This window comes from Sinorhizobium sp. M4_45 (genome assembly GCF_002885915.1).
GTDB lineage: Bacteria > Pseudomonadota > Alphaproteobacteria > Rhizobiales > Rhizobiaceae > Sinorhizobium > Sinorhizobium meliloti_A.
On record NZ_NWVE01000003.1, the window covers coordinates 41,177 to 59,924 of the forward strand.

Here is an 18,748-nt window from a genome sequence, read left to right on the forward strand (position 1 = left end):
CCGCCCAAACATGACAAATCCGCCGAAGCCTCCCGGCCTCGGCGGATTGGTCATTCCCCCGGATCAATTATCCGTATTGCCCGCCGAGGCAAGGCAAAGCTCCAGCCCTTTTTCCAGCGCGGCGCGGTCGAGGTTTCGGCCGATGAAGACCAGCTTCGTGTAAGGCATGTCCTTCCCCCAGACATGGTCCGGACGGAAGTCCATCAGCTTGTGCACCGCCTGCAGCACGAAGAAACGAGGATCGCCGGCAATCGCTATGATGCCTTTGGTCCGGAAGATGTCGTCGCCTTCCTCCCGAAGCAGGCCCGAGAGATAGTCCGTCAGCCGGCGCTGGTCGAAAGGCCGGTCGAAGACGAAGGACTCCGAGCTGACCGTCGCGTCATGCAGATGATGGTTATGGTGGTGATGATCGTGGTGGTGATGGTGATCGAGGTCGAGCAGCTTGGCGCGTTCGGCGACGTAGGACGGCGCGAAGCCGGAAATGCCGAGAATGCTCGACAGCTCCACCTTGCCGTAGCTCGAGCGTACGATTTCGGCGGTCTGGTTGAGCTTGCGCATGCCGCGCTCGAGCGGAGCGATCTCTCCCTCCGACACGAGGTCGATCTTGTTGATGATGATGCGGTCGGCGGCGACGATCTGATCGACGGCCTGGTTGTCGCGTCCGTCCAGGACTGGATCGTCGATATGCTGCCCTATGTGCTTGGCATCGACCAGCGTCACGATGCCGTCCAGCGTTACGTGCTTGCCGATTTCATCATCGATGAAGAAAGCCGTCGCGACGGGAGTCGGATCGGCAAGCCCGCTGGTCTCGACCAGGATGTGGTCGAAATTGTCCTTTCGGGCAAGCAGCTTCTGCAGCACCTCTATCAAATCGTTGCGCACATCGACGAAGCAGCAAATGCAGCCGTTCTTCATCTGGTAGATCTCTTCCTCGGAGGCGAGCACGAGATCCGAGTCCACATCCACCTCGCCGAATTCGTTCTCGATCACCGCGATGCGGTGACCGTGTCGTTCCGTCAATATGTGGTTCAAAAGCGTTGTCTTTCCGGCGCCGAGGAAGCCGGTCAGGATGGTGACGGGAATTTTGCTGTCCTGAAGATGGTTGGTCTGCATCACTGCCTCGTTTCGTTGGCTTTGGACTTGAGGGCGTTCAACACTTGCTCCGGCGTTATCGGGTAGTGGTGGAAGCGGACGCCGATGGCGTCGTGGATGGCGTTGGCGATGGCCGGCCCGATCGCGATGATCGGATCCTCCCCGACGCCCTTGGCACCGTAGGGACCGCCGGGATCCGGCGCCGTTTCGAGGATGATGGTGCGGATCGACGGCATGTCCATCGACAAGGGCATCTTGTAATCGACGAAGCTCGGATTGAGGGAACGGCCATCGGTAAGGTCGATGACATAATCCTCGCTGAGGGTGTGGCCGATGCCCTGCTGAATGCCGCCCTCGATCTGTCCGGCCGCGGCGATCGGATGGATGACCCTGCCGATCTCGTGTACCGGCACCACCTCGATAACGGCGACCTCGCCGGTTTCGGTATCCACCTCGACTTCGGCGAAATGGGCGGCGAAGGAGTAGGACTTCGTCGGCATATAGGTGCCTACGCCGACCAGTTGCACCGCCGGCATTCCCCGTTGCGGCCCGACGGCCTCGCAAAGCCGGATGCTGCGGTTCGAGCCGTTGGTGACGACCACGAAACCGTCCCGGATCGCGAGATCCTCGGGCTCGGTCTTGAGCAGGGGCGCGGCGTGTTCGAGCACTTGTCTGCGCACGTCGGCGGCTGCGAGCTGAGCCGCCCGCCCGCCGAGATAGGTCGTGTGGCTGGCGAAGGCGCCGATATCCCAGGGGACGATATCGGTGTCCCCTTGGACGACCGAGACGGCTTCGAAGGGCACGCCGAGTTCCTCGGCGACGATCTGCGACAGCGCCGTATGCGCGCCGGTGCCGAGGCCGGCGGTGCCGGTGATCAGCGTCACCGTTCCGTCCTCGTTCATCTTCACGATCGCGTTGCCCTGTTCCTTGATACCCGGATAGGCACTGGATCCGTGCATTTCGCAGCCGATCCCGATCCCGCGGCGCCTGACGCCTTCCGGCTTCTCTCGCATGCGCAAGTCGTGCCAGTTCGTCTCCTGCATGACGCGGCGGATGCAATCCCCGAGGCCATGTCCGACGATCGGGTGCCCGGAGGGTGCCATGTCGCCCTCGCGTACCGCGTTCATCAGCTTGAACTCGGCCGGATCGAAGCCGAGCTTCTCGGCCGCCTCGTCCATCATGAGGTCGAGCGCATAATATGTCTGAACGACGCCGTAGCCGCGAAAGGCGCCGGCAATCGGCGAATTGGTATAGATGCAGCGGCCTTCCAGCCGCACATTCTCGCAGCGGTAGAGCGAGGTCAGCGCTGCAGTGCCGACATTGGTGACGCCGGGACCGTGCGAGCCGTAGGCGCCGGAGTTGAAGGTGATCCTGGCTTCGCGTGCGACGATCCGGCCGTCTTTGGTGAAGCCCTGCTTCAGCCATATCTTGCCGGGGTGACGCGAGCGGCCGCCGAGGAAGGTTTCCTTGCGGCTGAACTCCATCTTGACCGGACGCCCCGTCTGCCGCGCAAGCAGGGCGCAGAGGAATTCGTTCTGGAAAAGATCCTGCTTCGCGCCGAAGCCGCCGCCCATGTGATCGACGATAACGCGTACCTTGTTCAGCGGTACGCCGAGCACTTCGGCAAGCGTGCCGCGGACCATGAATGCGCTCTGGGTCGAGGTCCACATGGTGAGTTTGCCGTTGCCGTCCCACTGGCTGACACAGACATTGGGCTCCATATAGGCCGGTGTCGGGCGGCCGAGGTCGTATTCGCGCTCGAGGATAAGATCCGCCTCGGCGAAACCCTTGTCGACGTCGCCGCGGGTGACGAAGACCGGCGGCAGCACATGGTTCCGGTCGAGACCGTTCTCATGGATCGGCGGAGCGCCGGGCTCAGATGCGGCTTCGATGGTGAAAAGGCCAGGCAAGGGCTCGTACTCGATCTCGATGAGCGCGACCGCGCGTTCGGCGATTTCCTCGCTGACGGCGGCGACGGCGGCGACGCCCTCGCCCCAATATCGCACCCTGTCATCGAGAATATACTGGTCCTTGGTAACGGATGCCGAGCGCGGATGCGGCGAGCCCGCATGCAGGACGCGTGGGACGTCCTGGTGCGTCAGCACCGCCTTGACCCCCTCGAGCGCCAGCGCCTTGCTCGTGTCGATGCTCCTGATGCGCGCATGCGCGACATTGCTGCGCTTCATCTTGGCATGGAGCATGCCGGGCAAGGCGACGTCGCCTGCATATCTGGCCGTCCCCGTGACCTTCTCCAGCGTATCGGACCGCTTGACGCTCTTGCCCACGACGGTGAAGTCCCGGTCGGACAGGTCTCTGTCGATCCTTTCATATGTGTTCATAGTGTCTCCGCCTTTCTCAGTTCCTCGGCCGTGGCCCGAACAGCGTCGATGATCTTGGTGTAGCCGGTGCATCGGCAGATATTGCCGGCTAGAGCGAAGCGGATTTCGTCCTCGCTCGGGTCCGGGTTTTCGTCGAGCAGCGCCTTGGCCATCATGATGATGCCCGGCGTGCAGAAGCCGCACTGGGCACCGCCGTGCTCCATGAATTTCTGTTGCAGCAGGTGCGGCCGGTCGTAAGCCGGCTGCAGGCCTTCGATGGTCTCGATCGTCGCGCCTTCGGCCTCGACGGCGAGCACCAGACAGGCATTGACCGGCCTTCCGTCCATGATGACCGTGCAGGCGCCGCAGTCTCCGACGTCGCAGCCTTTCTTGGTTCCGGTGAGACTGCCTTCGTTGCGCAGCGCGTCGAGCAGCGTACGGTTGGGAGCAACCGCGAGTTCACGGGCCTCGCCGTTGACCGTCATCGAAACGCGCCGGTTCATTGTGCACCTCCCATGGCGTAGCCGATCGCCCGGCGCGTAAGCACGCCGACCATGTCGCGGCGGTAGGCCGCGCTTGCGCGCACATTGCCGATGGGAGTGGCTTCCTGCATTGCGCTTTCCGCAGCCTCGGCCAGCAGCGCCGCGTCGATCTTCCGTCCCCTGAGAAGGTCCTCGGTCCTGCGGGCGCGGATCACGGTCGGCGCCACGGCGCCGAGCGCGATGCGGATGTCCGAGCAGTGCCCGGCCGCGTGTTCGATACTGACGGCAACGCCGACGGTCGCGAGTTCCATCGCCTTGCGGCGGCCGTGCTTGATGTAGGCGCGGCCGCTCGTCGGGCGGGGCGCCGGCAGGGATATGCCGGTGACGATATCTCCGGGCGAAAGAACAGTCCGGCCGGGACCGGTGAAGAAGTCCTCCAGCAGAACGGTCCGCTCGGTGCCTCCATTATAGACGGTCAGGCTGGCGCTGTCGGCGATCAGGGGCGGGATCGTATCCGCCGAGGGCGAGGCGCGACAGATGTTGCCGACCACGGTCGCCCGGTTGCGCACCTGCACCGAGCCGAGGAGGCTTACCGCCTTGGCGAGGTTCGGATAGTTGCCGACGACATGCGGCGAGGTCTCTATCTCCCGGACCGTCACCAGCGCGCCAAAGCGAAGCCCGGCGGCCGGATCATAGGTAAAATCCCTCAGGTTCTGGATCTTCTTGATGTTGACGACGTGAAGGACGCTGCGAAGCTCCTCCTTCATCTCGACCAGCAGATCGGTGCCGCCCGCGATGATGCTGGCATCCTTGCCCAGCCGCCTCAGCAGATCGCTGGCCTCCGCCAGGCTTGCCGGCTCGTAATATTCGAACGGTTTCATGCATTCCTCCTCCCAAAAAACAGCGGTCGCCGCCGCGTGCCGCACTGATTCAATCGAAACCGGGGTCGCCATCCTCCCCTCGTGCGGTTTCGCCGGACCCCGCGTTAGCCTGAACGGAGCGAAACGCCTGCATGGCCGCTGCTCGATCGGCCACCAGTTCACGTTCCAGGGCCCGCAGGTGCTCCGTGTTGAGGCGGGCGGCCCTTTCGCCATCTCCGCTTGCTATCGCTTCGACGATCTCGGAATGCGCGTGATTGCCGCAGAAGCGCGGCTCGGTGTCCGGCCTTGACCAGGAGAGCAGCGGCTGGCGGTTGATGAGGTCGCGTATCACCCCGGTCAGCACGTCGTTGCCGGCCATTTCCGCCAGAAGCAGATGGAACCGCCGGGACAGATGCCGGGCTTCTTCCATGCGGCCCTCTTCATAGGCGTTGCGTTCGTCCTCCACGAACGACCGCAGGTGCGCACGCTCCGCCTCGCCGATCGTGCCGGCGAGCTTCTCGACCGTCGCTGTCTCGATCACGATGCGCGCGTCGAATATCTGTCGCGCTTCGTCGGGCGAGCACATGGCGATGGACGCTCCCTTGTTGGGACTGAGTTCCACCAGCCCGGCATGCGCCAGGCGCATGAGCCCGTTGCGTATGGCCGACCTGTTGGCGCCGGAGGCGATGGCCAGCTCGCGCTCGATCAGTCTGGCGCCGGGGGCCACCCGATGATGCATGATCGCCTCGACGATGACCTGGACGACACGCTGCTCGGCCTCAGGCCCGCTCATCGCGGCCCCGGCAGGGGGACGGTATCTTGCACTCCTGAGAAAGGGCGACGCTGCCATTCGAAACACTCCAGATTAGATTGTCAACAATCTATACTTGGACGACCAGATGTCAACGTCATGCTATTATTCGGCAATGTCGCCACCTATATTCATTCTTCCGGTGTATTTACAGCGTAATCCTTGCAGATTGCTCGCTTTTCCGACGGATTACCATGACTAAATTTGGCTCAATAAAATCACATTCGGAATTCCATCGGTTCCAACTCCGGTGAAAAATCCGTTTTTATCCTGTTACAACTGACTTTCTGTGGATGGAATGGCGACTTGCACGCCATTATCTTATTTTAGTTCTTTCGCAGCCGTACGCTGTACTGGGCGACGCGGAGCTGCCGGAGAATTCATAAGCAAACCGAAACAATATATATCTATTATGAAATTGCCTCAATAATCGCCGCTTCTTAGTCTCCATACAGATCGAATGGGCCAGACGGAATGGGCCAGACGGAATGGAATGGAGTCACTCGATGCATACGGTTCTCGGAACCCGTCATGGCGGTGCCCGCCGTGCACTTCTCCTGCGTGGCTGCCGCATCGCCGGTGAAGACGCGGCAGGCGCTGAACGCGACATTCTCATAGGGGAAGACGGGCGCATCGCCAGCATCGGCCATCGCCTGGAAGCAGGCCCGGATGTGCTCGGCGTCGATCTCTGCGGCGCGCTCGTCTCGCCGGGCTTCGTCGACGTCCACCAGCATCTGGACAAGACTGGCGTCCTCAAATTCACGCCCAATCCCTCGGGAACCTTGCAGGGAGCGCGGGAGGCATTCGCCAGATATGCCCGCCAGGCGCCGGAAGAAGACGTGACGCGACGTGCGGCACGGACCATGGAACGCTGCCTTGCCCGCGGCACCACGGCGATCCGCAGCCACATCAATGTCGACAAGGATGCCGGCTTCAACGGCATCAATGCCTTGGCACGGCTGAGATCGGAATGGGCGGACCGGCTGACGCTGCAACTCGTCGCGTTCATGACGCCGCATCCCAACCAGGATATCGAATGGCTGGAGAAGAACATCGATGTCGCAGTCGAACAGGCCGACGCGGTCGGGGGCACCCCGGCAGTCGCCGAGGACCCGATGCGGTATCTCGACATCCTCTTCGCCGCGGCCGAGCGGCATGGCCGGCCCATCGATCTGCACCTTGACGAACACCTGAACCCCGAACGGCCGCTTTTCGACGCCGTGTTCGAGCGGGTCCGGAGATTTGGCCTGCAGGGTCGCACTCTCCTCGGGCACGCATCCGTCCTGAGCGCGCTGCCGAGGAAGGAATTCGAGCGCATACGCGACCAGTTGGTCGATCTCGACATCGCCGTCGTGACACTGCCTGCGGCCAATCTCTACCTGCAGGGCCGCAGCCACGACATGTTGCCGCCCCGCGGTCTGACGCGCGTCGCCGAACTGATCCGTTCGGGGGTCGCCATCGCGACCGCATCCGACAATATCCAGGACCCGTTCGTGCCGACCGGCTCGGGCGACATGCTCGAGATCGCGCGCTGGACGCTGCTTGCCGGGCATCTGCGGGGCGACGAGCTTGCCACCGCCTATGACATGATCACCGCAATACCGGCACGCATGATGAACCTCGGCACCGATTACGGCATCCGCGAGGGCGCCTGGGCGGACCTCGTCGTCACCGATTGCGAGGATGTCAGCGCGCTCGTCAGCGGGGGTCCCGACTGCATGCAGGTCCTCGCGAAAGGCCGGCCGGTTGCAGCACCCGCATCGCCTGCCATGGAGGCCATACGCGCATTGGAAGATGTCCCCTGAACGGCAACAAGCCGTCGGACGGGCATGATGAGGAGAGGAAGGGAGGAGCATCATGATGATTACCAGAAGAGGCTGTTTGGCGTCGGCGGTCGCAATGGCCGCGCTCATTGCCGCCGGGCCGGCTTTCGCCGGGGGCGCGTCGTTCAAGATGGGACTGCTGGTTCCCGGCAGCATTTCGGAAGAAGGATGGAACAGGATAGGCTTCAACGCGCTCAAGGGCGTGGAGAAGGAACTTGGTGCCGAGGTCAGCTATGTCGAGCTGCAGCAGAACCCTGCATCCTTCGAGAAAGCCTTCCGCGACTTCGCCAGCCAGGGCTACAACGTCATTCTCGGGCACGGCTTCGAGTTTCAGGATGCCGCTCTCGAGGTCGCGCCGGAATATCCCGATACGGTCTTTCTCATTTCTTCGAGCTACATATCCGAGGGAAATGTCATCGGCCTCAACACGGATACGAGCCAACCTTTCTACCTGATGGGCGTGATCGCGGCCAAGACGGGGAAGAAGGCGGGTCTCGTCGGAGGGATGGAGATCCCGCCGATAAAGGAGGCCTTCGAGGGTTTCACCAACGGCGTGCGAAGCGTCGCGCCGGACTTCCCCGTCAGTGAAGTCTATATCGGCAACTTCACCGACGCGACCGCGACCAAGGAGGCAAGCCTCAGCCTGATTTCGCAGGGGGCCGACTTCGTGCTGCCGAACGCTTCAGGGGCGACGGTGGGGGGATTCCAGGCAGCCGCGGAATCCGGTGCCGACGTCAAGACGTTCAGCATCTTCAGCGACTACACCTCGGTCGCTCCCAAGAACATCCTCGGGCTTTACGTCGCCGACTATGCCCGGGGCGTCATCCGCATCGTCGGGGACATCAAGAACGGCAAAATGCCGACGACCAATGTCGAATTCGGCCTGAAAGATGCCGACGTCATGAGCTTCACCTATAATGAGCAGGCTGCAAATCCGGTGACGGAGGACGTACGCAAATACGTCGATGAGGTGAAGGGCAAGATCGCAGCCGGTGAAATCAAGACCCGGCAGAAATAACGCCCGCAGGTACAAGAAGGATGGGGCACTGCCCGAAGGATCGGGTCGGCCCGGCCGTTCGCATGCGCCCCATCCGGCCACGATAACCGCTTCGATCGATTGTTCGATGGAAAGCTTCAGGCTTTTCCTAATCCGAAGGCAGCAAACTCATGGCAAACAGTGAAAGCGGACAGCCGCTGGCGGTTGTCCCCCAGGCCTATGGCGCCCTCTGGCGAGGCCTGCTCGGTCCTTTACGCACGATCATCCAGCCGGTCGCCGCTGTCGTTGTGGCTCTCGCATGCGGGGCGGCGCTTCTTGCCTTGAACGGCTACGAAGCACGCGCCGTGATCGACGTGATGGTACTTGGCGTCTTCCAGGACACCCGCTCGATCGCCGAAATTCTCCTGAAGGCGACGCCCCTGATCCTGATCGGCGTCGGCCTTTGCGTCGCCTTCCGCTGCAGCATCTGGAACATCGGCGCCGAGGGGCAATTCTATGCCGGCGCCATCGCCGCAACTGCCGTAGGCGTTTCCTTCGACGGGTTGAGCGCATGGGCCTATGTGCCGCTGGTCATGCTCGCAGGCGCTCTTGCCGGTGCGGCATGGGCGGCGATCGCCGGACTTCTGAAGGTCTATTTCCGGGCGAGCGAGATCGTGACGACGATCATGCTGAATTACATCGCCATCATCATGACGAGCTATCTCGTGACCGGCCCGTTGCGGGATGCGGCTGCGGCCTATCCGCAATCCGCCCGGCTGGTCCAGGAGGCGTGGATGCCGCGCATCCTGCCGCCGACCCGCCTCCACATCGGCATCCTCGTCGCCCTGGCGCTTGCCGTCGTGATGTATGTTTTCCTGTTTCGCAGCACCCGGGGCTATGCGCTGAGGGTGGTCGGCATCAGCCCGGACGCCGCGCGCTATGCCGGGATCAGCGTTCCCAGGAACATCATGCTGTCGATCTGCCTGAGCGGCAGCATGGCCGGGCTCGCAGGTGCCTTCGAGATCGCCGGCGTCACCCGGCGGCTCTTTCAGTCGATCTCTCCGGGCTACGGCTTCGAAGGGATCGCCGTCGCTCTTCTCGCAAACAACAATCCGATCGGAGCGGTCTTCTCGGGCCTCTTGTTTGCAATCCTGCGAAGCGGCTCCGAGCTCATGCAGATCACGGCGCAGGTGCCTCAGGTTCTCGTGCTCGTGATCCAGGGCATCGTCATTCTCTCGGTCGTGGGATTTGCCGTGTTGCGGATCCCGTCGATGCGCCCTTCCGAATAGGTGGACCCATGGAAGATGTAGCAAGCCTGAGCTTTCTCGCCGCGACCATCGCAGCCTCGTGGCGGCTGGCAGCGCCGCTGATGTTCGCATCAATCGGCGAAGTGTTTTCCGAGCGCGCCGGCGTCCTCAATATCGGCCTCGAAGGCGTGATGCTGGCGGGTGCCTTTGCCGGTTTCGCCGCCGCCTTCACCAGCGGAAGCATCCTGCTCGGAGTCGCCGCGGCGATCGCGGCGGGTGTTCTCGTCGGCCTGTTGTTTGCGTTCTTCACCATCACGATCAAGGCGGACCAGATCGTGGTGGGCGCTGCCATCAACCTGCTCGGCCTCGGCCTGACGGCTTTTCTGTTCCGCGCCTATTTTTCCTCGGCCGGCAAGGGCATCGAGATCGCCAGGCCAATCAATCTGCCGTGGCTGAGCGATCTGCCGTTCTTCGGCGAAGCGTTCTTCCGGCAGAACGCCTTTGTCTACAGCACGCTTCCGGTGGCCGCGCTTGCCGTCTTCGTGCTCTACAGGACTTCGTTCGGCCTGACGCTTCGCGCTGTCGGCGAGCATCCCAGGGCTGTCGACGTTTCGGGGCGCAGCGTAGCTCTCTACCGCTACGGCGCGGTGCTCATCTGCTCGGCGCTCGCGGCGCTCGGCGGCGCCTTTCTGACGCTCGCCCACTCCAACCAGTTCGTCGAAGGCATTTCCTCAGGCCGCGGCTTCATCGCCCTTGCGGTGGTGGTCGTTGCGAGATGGTCGCCCATCGGCGCCTTCATCGTCTCGCTGCTCTTCGGGGTGTTCTATGCGCTGCAGCTGCAATTGCAGGCGCAGCCGGTGCTCTTCCTCCCCTATCAGCTCTTCCAGGCTCTGCCCTACGTCATGACGATCGCGGCGCTGATATTCGTCCGAAACCGGGTCGACACACCGAGCATGCTCGGCGTCGCCTACAAGAAAAGCTGAGGGGGAGAAATGACCGGCAAACAACTGCTTTTGATGGATGGCATCCATAAACGTTTCGGACCGCTCATCGTCAGCGCCGGCGTGACCCTCGACGTCGAGGAGAACGAGATTCACGCGCTGCTCGGCGAAAACGGCGCCGGCAAGACCGTTCTGATGAGCATTCTTTGCGGCGTTCTCTCACCCAATGAAGGGCAGATCGTCTTCAAGGGCCGGCCGCTCAAGCTGGGCTCTCCCCGCGAAGCGATCAAACATCGTATCGGCATGGTGCACCAGCACTTCATGCTGGTCCCCAACCTCACGGTCGCGGAAAACTACTTGCTGGGCCAGGGCTCGCCTTTCAGGATGATCCGCGACATGAAGGCGGTCCATGCGCGTATTCTGGAGCTCAGCGACCGCTACGGTCTCGACGTGGCGCCCGACGCGCTCGTCTCCAGCCTGTCGGTTGGCGAACAGCAGCGGGTCGAGATCCTCAAGGTGCTCTACCACGGCATCGAACTGTTGATCCTGGACGAGCCGACCGCGGTCCTGACGCCTCAGGAAACCGACCGCCTGCTGCATCTGCTTCGCCAACTCGTCGCGGACGGAAAGACGGTCATCTTCATTTCGCACAAGCTGGACGAGGTGATGCGCGTCAGCGATCGCGTCAGCGTCATGCGCGATGCCAAGGTGGTTCGTACCGTGAAAACGTCCGAGACGAACGCGCGCGAACTGGCGCGCATGATGGTCGGCAGAGACGTACTGATGGATTTGCCGCGCGCACCTCTCGAGCCCGGTCGTGTCGTGCTGTCGGTCGAGCATCTCAGCTGCGACGGCGAAGCCGGGCTTCCGGCACTGCGAGACGTATCTTTCGAGGTCAGAGCCAATGAAATTGTCGGGATCGCGGGCGTCTCCGGCAATGGCCAGAGCGAGCTGGCGCTGGCCCTGACGGGGCTCCTTCCGGTGGCGTCCGGCAGCGTCGCGCTCGACGGGACCCAACTGGCGGGCCTGTCGTCCCACGAGATCAATCAATTGCCCATGGCGCATATCCCCGAGGACCGCCACAGGATGGGCATCGTGTTGCCGCTGCCACTGACGGAGAATCTGATCCTCCAGCGGTTCGACAAGGCGCCCTTCTCCTCTCGTGGATTGCTCGACCTGAATGAGATCACGAAGCAGACCCGTGATCTCATGCGGCGCTTCAAGGTCAAGGCGTCGGGACCGGGGGACCGCATCCGGAATTTGTCGGGCGGCAATCAGCAGAAGCTCGTCGTCGGGCGGGAGCTGGACCGCCGGTTCGATTTCCTGCTGATCAATCAGCTTACGCGCGGCATCGACATCGGCGCGACCGAGCTGGTGATGCACAAGATTCTCGAGCAGCGCAGCGCCGGCAAGGCCATTCTGCTGATATCCACGGAGCTCGAGGAACTGTTCACGCTCTCAGACCGCATCCTCGTCATGTATGAAGGCCGCCTCGTCGGCGAAATTCCGCCCGACCGCAGCCGTCTGGAAGAGATCGGGTTGCTGATGGCCGGCAAATCTCCGCTGTCGGCAGCTTGACGAACCGGTCCAAGGCGATCGCGGGTACATCCATTGTTTTTGCGCCAGAAAAAGGGGAACTTGGCTCAAGCGGAACGGGAACAGGCAGCGCTGCTGCCTGGCGCGAGGCAGAGAAGTACCGATGAATGTGACACTTCGCCAGTTGCAGGCCTTCATTGCCGTGGCCGAACTCGGGCGTTTCCATCTGGCGGCCGACCACCTGGGACTGACGCAGTCGGCGATCAGCATCCTGATCAAGGATCTGGAGGTTGCCCTCAAGCACCGGCTCTTCGACCGGCACACACGCATGGTCAGCCTTACGACGGCCGGAGCGGAATTTTTGCCCCAGGCCCGCAAGGTCATGTCGGATCTCGAGATCGCGGTTGCGAATGTGCACGAACTGGCAAGCCTGCAACGCGGCCGGGTCACGATCGCGGCGGCAATCGTGCTGGCCGCGACCTTGCTGCCGCCGGTCATTGCGCGCTTCGTCAAGCGTTATCCCGACATATCGGTACAGGTGCGGGACATGCCGGAGGAGGAGATCCGCTCCGCATTGAAGCGGAACGAGGCGGATCTCGGCATCGGCACCGTTTCCGCCGACGATCCGGAGATTCAGGCCAGCGTGCTGATGCGTGACCAGCTCACCTTGATCTGCCGCTCCGACCACAGGTTCGCGAAGGCGCGGCAGGTGAGCTGGGCAAGCCTCGCAGGCGAAGGCCTGATCGGACTGGCAAAGGACAACCCCCTGCGCGGGCTCGTCGATCGAGCGCTGATCGCCTCCGGTGTCGAGGTCAAGACGAGATACGAGGTGCGATTCTCGACGACGGCGATCAGCATGGTGGCGGAAGGCCTGGGTATAGCGATCCTTCCGGAAAACTCCCGCCAGCTCACGACCAATGTGGACGTCCGGATCGTCGAGCTGGTGGATCCTGTCATCAGCCGCAACATCTCCATTCTGCAATACCGCCAACCCATGCTCTCGCCGGCGGCGGCGAAAATGAAGGAATTTCTCATGGGAGCGAGCCGCAAACTCTCGTGATGCAGGCCACTTTCAGGAAAAGTGCTGAGCGACCTTCCGACCGGACGTGCGTGTGTGAGATCAACTGCCGACCGGTGCGGGGCGAAGACCTCGTCGAAGGTCGGCATGACGAGCCCGGCCGCGCGCCGGCCTGAGCCCCACGTCCATAAAGAACAGATCGGCGTCATCCGGCCGCGTCGGTTCGCCGTTGCTCTTGAAGCGCCCGGCGCATCGACTAGATCATAGATGTTGTCCGCCCCGGAGGTTCCCAACGGAGGCTCACAACGCTTCATGACATCCCGATCCAAGGAGCGTCGCTCATGAAGATAGCCCAGATCGCACCGCTGTTCGAACGTGTACCGCCGAAGCTCTACGGCGGGACCGAGCGCGTCGTTCACCACCTGACGGAAGAGCTCGTCCGGCAGGGCCATGAGGTCACCCTCTTTGCGAGCGGCGACTCGATGACCTCGGCAAAGCTCGTTCCCTGCTCGGATATGGCGCTGAGACTGAACCCTGCGGTTCTGGACCCGATTCCCTATCACATGCTGATGCTGGAGGAAGTGCGCCGGCTGGCGAACGGCTTCGACGTCCTGCACTTCCACATCGATCTCCTGCATTTTCCCCTCGTTCGCAACCTCGCCGGAAAGACGGTGACGACGCTGCACGGCCGCCTCGATCTGCCCGACCTCCAGCCCTTCTATGCCGCATTCCCGGATGTTCCCCTGATTTCGATCTCCGACGACCAGCGAAAGCCGATGCCGCCGGTCAATTGGATCGCCACGGTCCATCATGGTCTGGCTCCGGACGTCCTTCCCTTCACCGGCCAGCCGAGGGGCGATTATCTCGCCTTCCTTGGCCGCATCTCGCCCGAAAAGCGGCCCGACCGCGCGATCGAAATCGCTGCCCGGGTCGGCATGCCGCTGAAGATCGCCGCCAAGGTCGACAAAGCGGACGCGGCCTATTGGCTGAACGAGATCGAGCCGCTTGTCCGGCGCTATCCGAACGTCGAATTCATCGGCGAAATAGACGAAGGTCAGAAGGGCGAATTCCTTGGCAACGCACGTGCCCTTCTCTTCCCGATCGACTGGCCCGAACCGTTCGGGCTGGTGATGATCGAGGCGATGGCCTGCGGCACGCCGGTGGTCGCCTTCCGCTGCGGCTCGGTGCCGGAGGTCATCGACCACGGCGTGTCGGGCTTCATCGTCGACAGCATGGAGGAGGCCGTGAAGGCGGTCCGCGATCTCGACCGGCTCGATCGCCACACGGTCCGGGCGACCTTCGACAGACGCTTCACCGCCCGACGCATGGCAGATGACTATCTGGATCTCTATCGCGCCCTGGCAGGCGGCGCTCAAAGGGTCCTGCCGATCCATGCGGCGAACGAAAGCGGGGCAGGCCCCGGCTCTACCAGGGTCGCCTGATACCGGATCACGGATGAGTTCTGATCGACCTGAACGCATCGTGATCTACTCGAGGAGCGAAAGCGGGATGCGCGTGGAAAACGGCACGCACCTCCCTCATTCTGCTCGGACGCAACGGAGACCGATCCGATGGGAAGCAATCTCTCCGGGGGGCCGGCCGAAGCCGCTCCCGACGTGACATCTGCGGACGACCTGGGGCCTGCAGCGGTTTCGCGTTACGAGCGAAGCTCCAGATCCCTGAAGCACGGCGATACCTTCGCCGTGTTCGATCACAACGGCGACGCGTTTTCCTCTCCTTCCAATCCGGAGGGGATCTTCCACCGCGACACCCGCCATCTGTCGCAGTTCGTGCTGACATTGAACGGCGCCCGGTCGCTGTTGCTGAGTTCCACGCTCAGGGACGACAATGCCACGCTCGACTGCGATCTCACCAATCCGGCTCTCGTGCTCGATCCCGGTGGCGAGGTGTTGAAGCATGACCTCATTCACGTGCGCCGTACCCGGTTCCTCTGGCAGGAGGCCTGCTACGAGCGCCTGGTCTTCCGAAACTTCGATGAAGTGCCGAGAAGGCTGCAGGTCGAATTGTCCTTCGCCGCCGACTTCGCCGACCTTTTCGAGGTGCGGGGCACCCCCAGGCGGCGCCGCGGCACCCATCACAGCGCGATGGTCGGCAACGCCCGGGTCGTTCTGGCCTATGACGGCCTCGACGGCCAGACCCGCAGTACGACGCTCCGCTTCGATCCGGAACCGGAGAGGCTCACAGGACAGGAGGCGAGCTTTGTCGTCGAGCTCGCGCCGCATCAGGCGCAATCGATCTTCATCGAGATCGTCTGCAACAGTGTCCGGGACAACCCGCACCCGCCGTCCTTCAACTTCTTTCTGGCGCTGCGGGATGCCAGGAGGGCGCTGCGCTACTCGGCCTCGCGCGCCGCTGCGGTGGTCACCTCCAACGCCGTCTTCAACGAAGCCGTCAGGCGCAGCGTCGCCGATCTCTACATGCTGCTCACGGAAACGCCCGAAGGTCCCTACCCTTACGCCGGAATTCCCTGGTTCAGCACCGTCTTCGGCCGCGACGCGCTCATCACCGCGCTCGAAACACTGTGGCTCGACCCGGCAATCGCGAAAGGCGTGCTCAGGCATCTCGCCGCCAACCAGGCGACCGATTTCGACCCCGCCGCCGATGCGGAGCCGGGCAAGATCCTGCATGAGATGCGCTACGGCGAAATGGCGGAACTCGGCGAGGTGCCCTTCCGGCGCTATTACGGCAGCATCGACTCGACCCCTCTCTTCATCATGCTTGCCGGCGCCTATCTCGATCGCACCGGCGATCTCGATACCGTGCGGAGCCTCTGGCCGAACGTGGTGGCGGCACTTGACTGGATCGACCGTTTCGGCGACCGCGATGGCGACGGCTTCGTCGAATATGGAAGCCGCACCGCAAAGGGCCTGGTGAACCAGTGCTGGAAGGACAGCCACGATTCGATCTTCCATGCCGGGGGCAATCTGGCCTCGGGGCCGATCGCGGCCGCCGAGGTACAGGCCTATGTCTTCGGCGCCTGGCAGGCGGCCGCCCGATTGTCGCGCAAGCTCGGCCATGCCGAGGATGCGCTGAGGCTCGAACGACGGGCCGAAGACCTGCGCATCCGGTTCGACACGGCCTTCTACGATGATGAGCTTGGAACCTATTCGCTGGCCCTCGACGGGGACAAGAACCCCTGCCGCGTCCGCTCTTCCAATGCGGGCCATGCCCTCTTCACCGGCATCGCCCTGCCGGAGCGCGCCGGCAGGGTGGTGTCGACGCTGATGGCGCAATCCTCCTTCTGCGGCTGGGGCGTGCGCACGATCGCCGCCTCGGAAGCGCGCTACAATCCGATGAGCTACCACAACGGCTCCGTCTGGCCACACGACAATGCGCTGATCGCGGCAGGCTTCGTGCGCTACGGCTTTCAAGCAGAGGCGGCGAGCATCTTCGAAGGGCTGTTCGCGGCCTCCACCTACACCGACCTCAGACGTCTGCCGGAGCTATTTTGCGGCTTCGCGCGCCAGCGCGCCCGCGGGCCCACCTTCTATCCGGTTTCCTGCGTGCCGCAGGCCTGGGCGGCGGCGGCGCCCCTCTATCTGCTCCAGTCGATGATCGGCCTCGGCTTCGATGCCGGGAGGATGCATGTGACCTTGCACGAACCGACGCTCCCGCCCTTCCTGGACGAGGTCGTGCTGAAACGGCTGCGAGTCGGTTCGGGGATGGTTGACATAGCCCTGAGACGGTCGAGATCCCAGGTCGTGGTCGACGTCCTGGACCGGAGAGGCGGAGTGAAGGTGCTGACGACGCATTGAGTTGGAACGTTGCGGGAGCACCGCAGGCTGCTCCCGGCCGGCCCGACCTACACTAATGCATTAGTGTATTGCGCCCCGTTTCCCGTCATGCTACATCGGCGTGGAAGATCCACCTGTCGGGAATATCCAAGCCAATGACATCCACACTTCGAAGCGCACGGTGGTTTACCCCCGATGACCTGCGCTCTTCCGGTCACCGCTCCCGCCTGATGCAGATGGGCTACGACGCCAAGGACTGGGGCGAGAAGCCGATCATAGCCATCCTGAACACATGGTCGGATCTCAATCCGTGCCACGCTCATTTCAAGCACCGGATCGAGGACGTGAAACGCGGCGTGCTGCAGGCCGGCGGCTTTCCCGTCGAACTGCCGGTGCAGTCGCTCTCGGAAAGCTCGCTCAAGCCGACGACGATGCTCTATCGGAATTTCCTCGCCATGGAGGCCGAGGAATTGCTGCGCGGCCATCCGATCGACGGCGCCGTGCTGATGGGCGGGTGCGACAAGACCACGCCTGCCCTGGTCATGGGTGCCATCAGTGCCGGCCTCCCGATGATCTTCCTGCCGGCCGGCCCGATGCTGCGCGGGCACTACAAGGGCGAGTATCTCGGCTCCGGCTCGGATGCGTGGAAGTACTGGGACGAGCGCCGTGCGGGAACGATAACGGATGAGCAATGGATCGGCGTGGAGGAGGGGATCGCCCGCTCCTATGGCCATTGCATGACCTTCGGAACGGCAAGCACGATGACGGCGATCGCCGAGTCGCTCGGTTTGACGCTTCCCGGCGCGAGCTCCATCCCCGCAGCCGACGCCAACCACATCCGCATGAGCACGCGATGCGGCAGGCGGATCGTCGAAATGGTTCACGAGAAGCTGGGACCTGAGCAAATCATCACCGAAAAATCGGTCGCAAATGCGAGTGCCGTGGCAATGGCGACGGGCTGTTCGACCAATGCCGTGGTGCATCTCATCGCCATGGCGCGACGCGCCGGGGTGCCGCTGACGCTCGAAGATCTGGACCGGGTCAGCCGTACGACGCCGGTGATCGCCAATATCAGGCCCTCCGGCAAGCAGTACCTGATGGAGGATTTCTATTATGCCGGCGGGCTTCGCGCACTGATGGCCGAAATGAAGGACCTCCTGCATCTCGACGCGATGACGGTGAGCGGCTTTCCCTTGGGGGCGACGCTGGAGGGCGCGGAGGTCCACAATTCGGATGTCATCCGGCCGCTTTCCAACCCGATCTACCACGAAGGCTCGCTCGCCGTCCTGAAGGGCAATCTGGCGCCGGATGGCTGCGTCGTGAAGTCGTCCGCCTGCGAGGAGCGGCTGCGGGTCCATGAGGGGCCGGCGCTCGTCTTCGACAGCTATCCGGAGATGAAGGCCGCCATCGACGACGAGGATCTCGACGTCACGCCCGACCACGTGCTCATCCTCAGAAATGCGGGGCCCAAGGGCGGGCCCGGCATGCCGGAATGGGGCATGCTGCCGATCCCGAAAAAGATCCTGAAGCAGGGCTATCGCGACATGCTGCGCATCTCCGACGCCCGCATGAGCGGGACGAGCTACGGCGCCTGCATCCTGCACGTGGCGCCGGAGTCCCATGTCGGCGGCCCTCTTTCGCTCGTGAGGACCGGAGACATCATCCGCGTCGACGTCCCTAACCGGACGATCGACATGCTGGTCGACCAAGCGACCTTGGCGAAACGCCGCGCCGAGTGGACGCGGCCCGCCGACAGATACGAGCGCGGCTATGGCTGGATGTTCTCGAAGCACATCAAGCAGGCCAATGAGGGCTGCGATTTCGACTTTCTCGAAACCGCCTTCGGCGCCCCAGTGGGCGAGCCCGACATTTTCTGATTTCACGAACTT

At 63.1% G+C, this 18,748-nt stretch carries 14 protein-coding genes; 9 read left to right on the forward strand and 5 right to left on the reverse strand.

The window, feature by feature from the left end; genetic code table 11:
- Positions 1-63 precede the first annotated feature (63 nt).
- From CN933_RS10480 to CN933_RS10500, 5 genes are read right to left on the reverse strand one after another with little or no spacing between them, the layout of a single operon-like run.
- Complete coding sequence (locus CN933_RS10480; protein ID WP_102761441.1) at positions 64-1,113, reverse strand: CobW family GTP-binding protein; 1,050 nt, start codon at positions 1,111-1,113, stop codon at positions 64-66.
- Positions 1,113-3,431, reverse strand: a complete 2,319-nt coding sequence (locus tag CN933_RS10485) for a xanthine dehydrogenase family protein molybdopterin-binding subunit (RefSeq protein WP_102761442.1) — start codon at positions 3,429-3,431, stop codon at positions 1,113-1,115. The genes CN933_RS10480 and CN933_RS10485 overlap by 1 nt, the downstream gene beginning before the upstream one ends.
- Positions 3,428-3,913: a (2Fe-2S)-binding protein gene (locus CN933_RS10490; protein WP_018095912.1), complete on the reverse strand. Its 486-nt coding sequence runs from the start codon at positions 3,911-3,913 to the stop codon at positions 3,428-3,430. The genes CN933_RS10485 and CN933_RS10490 overlap by 4 nt, the downstream gene beginning before the upstream one ends.
- Complete coding sequence (locus tag CN933_RS10495; RefSeq protein ID WP_102761443.1) at positions 3,910-4,773, reverse strand: FAD binding domain-containing protein; 864 nt, start codon at positions 4,771-4,773, stop codon at positions 3,910-3,912. Before CN933_RS10495 ends, CN933_RS10490 begins: the two co-directional genes overlap by 4 nt.
- 49 nt (positions 4,774-4,822) lie before the next feature.
- Positions 4,823-5,602: a GntR family transcriptional regulator gene (locus CN933_RS10500; RefSeq protein ID WP_018095914.1), complete on the reverse strand. Its 780-nt coding sequence runs from the start codon at positions 5,600-5,602 to the stop codon at positions 4,823-4,825.
- Between the two features lie 467 nt (positions 5,603-6,069).
- On the opposite strand from CN933_RS10500, the gene CN933_RS10505 reads away from it, so the two are divergent.
- From CN933_RS10505 to araD, 9 genes are all read left to right on the forward strand, one after another.
- A complete protein-coding gene (locus CN933_RS10505) occupies positions 6,070-7,368 on the forward strand; it encodes an amidohydrolase family protein (RefSeq protein WP_180980702.1) in 1,299 nt (432 codons plus the stop codon).
- Between the two features lie 52 nt (positions 7,369-7,420).
- Positions 7,421-8,404, forward strand: coding sequence for a BMP family protein (locus CN933_RS10510; protein WP_102761445.1), 984 nt, complete (start codon positions 7,421-7,423; stop codon positions 8,402-8,404).
- A 149-nt stretch (positions 8,405-8,553) separates the two neighbouring features.
- Positions 8,554-9,651, forward strand: a complete 1,098-nt coding sequence (locus tag CN933_RS10515) for an ABC transporter permease (protein WP_102761446.1) — start codon at positions 8,554-8,556, stop codon at positions 9,649-9,651.
- An 8-nt stretch (positions 9,652-9,659) separates the two neighbouring features.
- Positions 9,660-10,592: an ABC transporter permease gene (locus tag CN933_RS10520; protein ID WP_102761447.1), complete on the forward strand. Its 933-nt coding sequence runs from the start codon at positions 9,660-9,662 to the stop codon at positions 10,590-10,592.
- A 9-nt stretch (positions 10,593-10,601) separates the two neighbouring features.
- The gene (locus CN933_RS10525; protein ID WP_102761448.1) at positions 10,602-12,128 is read left to right on the forward strand and encodes an ABC transporter ATP-binding protein; all 1,527 of its coding nucleotides are present in this window, start codon (positions 10,602-10,604) and stop codon (positions 12,126-12,128) included.
- Between the two features lie 121 nt (positions 12,129-12,249).
- Complete coding sequence (locus CN933_RS10530; protein ID WP_013850166.1) at positions 12,250-13,146, forward strand: LysR family transcriptional regulator; 897 nt, start codon at positions 12,250-12,252, stop codon at positions 13,144-13,146.
- A 299-nt stretch (positions 13,147-13,445) separates the two neighbouring features.
- Positions 13,446-14,546: a glycosyltransferase family 4 protein gene (locus CN933_RS10535; protein WP_102761449.1), complete on the forward strand. Its 1,101-nt coding sequence runs from the start codon at positions 13,446-13,448 to the stop codon at positions 14,544-14,546.
- A 129-nt stretch (positions 14,547-14,675) separates the two neighbouring features.
- Positions 14,676-16,880 (forward strand): amylo-alpha-1,6-glucosidase, encoded by a 2,205-nt coding sequence (locus CN933_RS10540; protein ID WP_102761450.1) that lies wholly within the window; start codon positions 14,676-14,678, stop codon positions 16,878-16,880.
- 134 nt (positions 16,881-17,014) lie between these two features.
- Positions 17,015-18,736 carry an L-arabinonate dehydratase gene (araD, locus tag CN933_RS10545; protein WP_026168690.1) on the forward strand — a complete coding sequence of 574 codons (1,722 nt, stop codon included), beginning with the start codon at positions 17,015-17,017 and terminating at the stop codon, positions 18,734-18,736.
- Positions 18,737-18,748 lie beyond the last annotated feature (12 nt).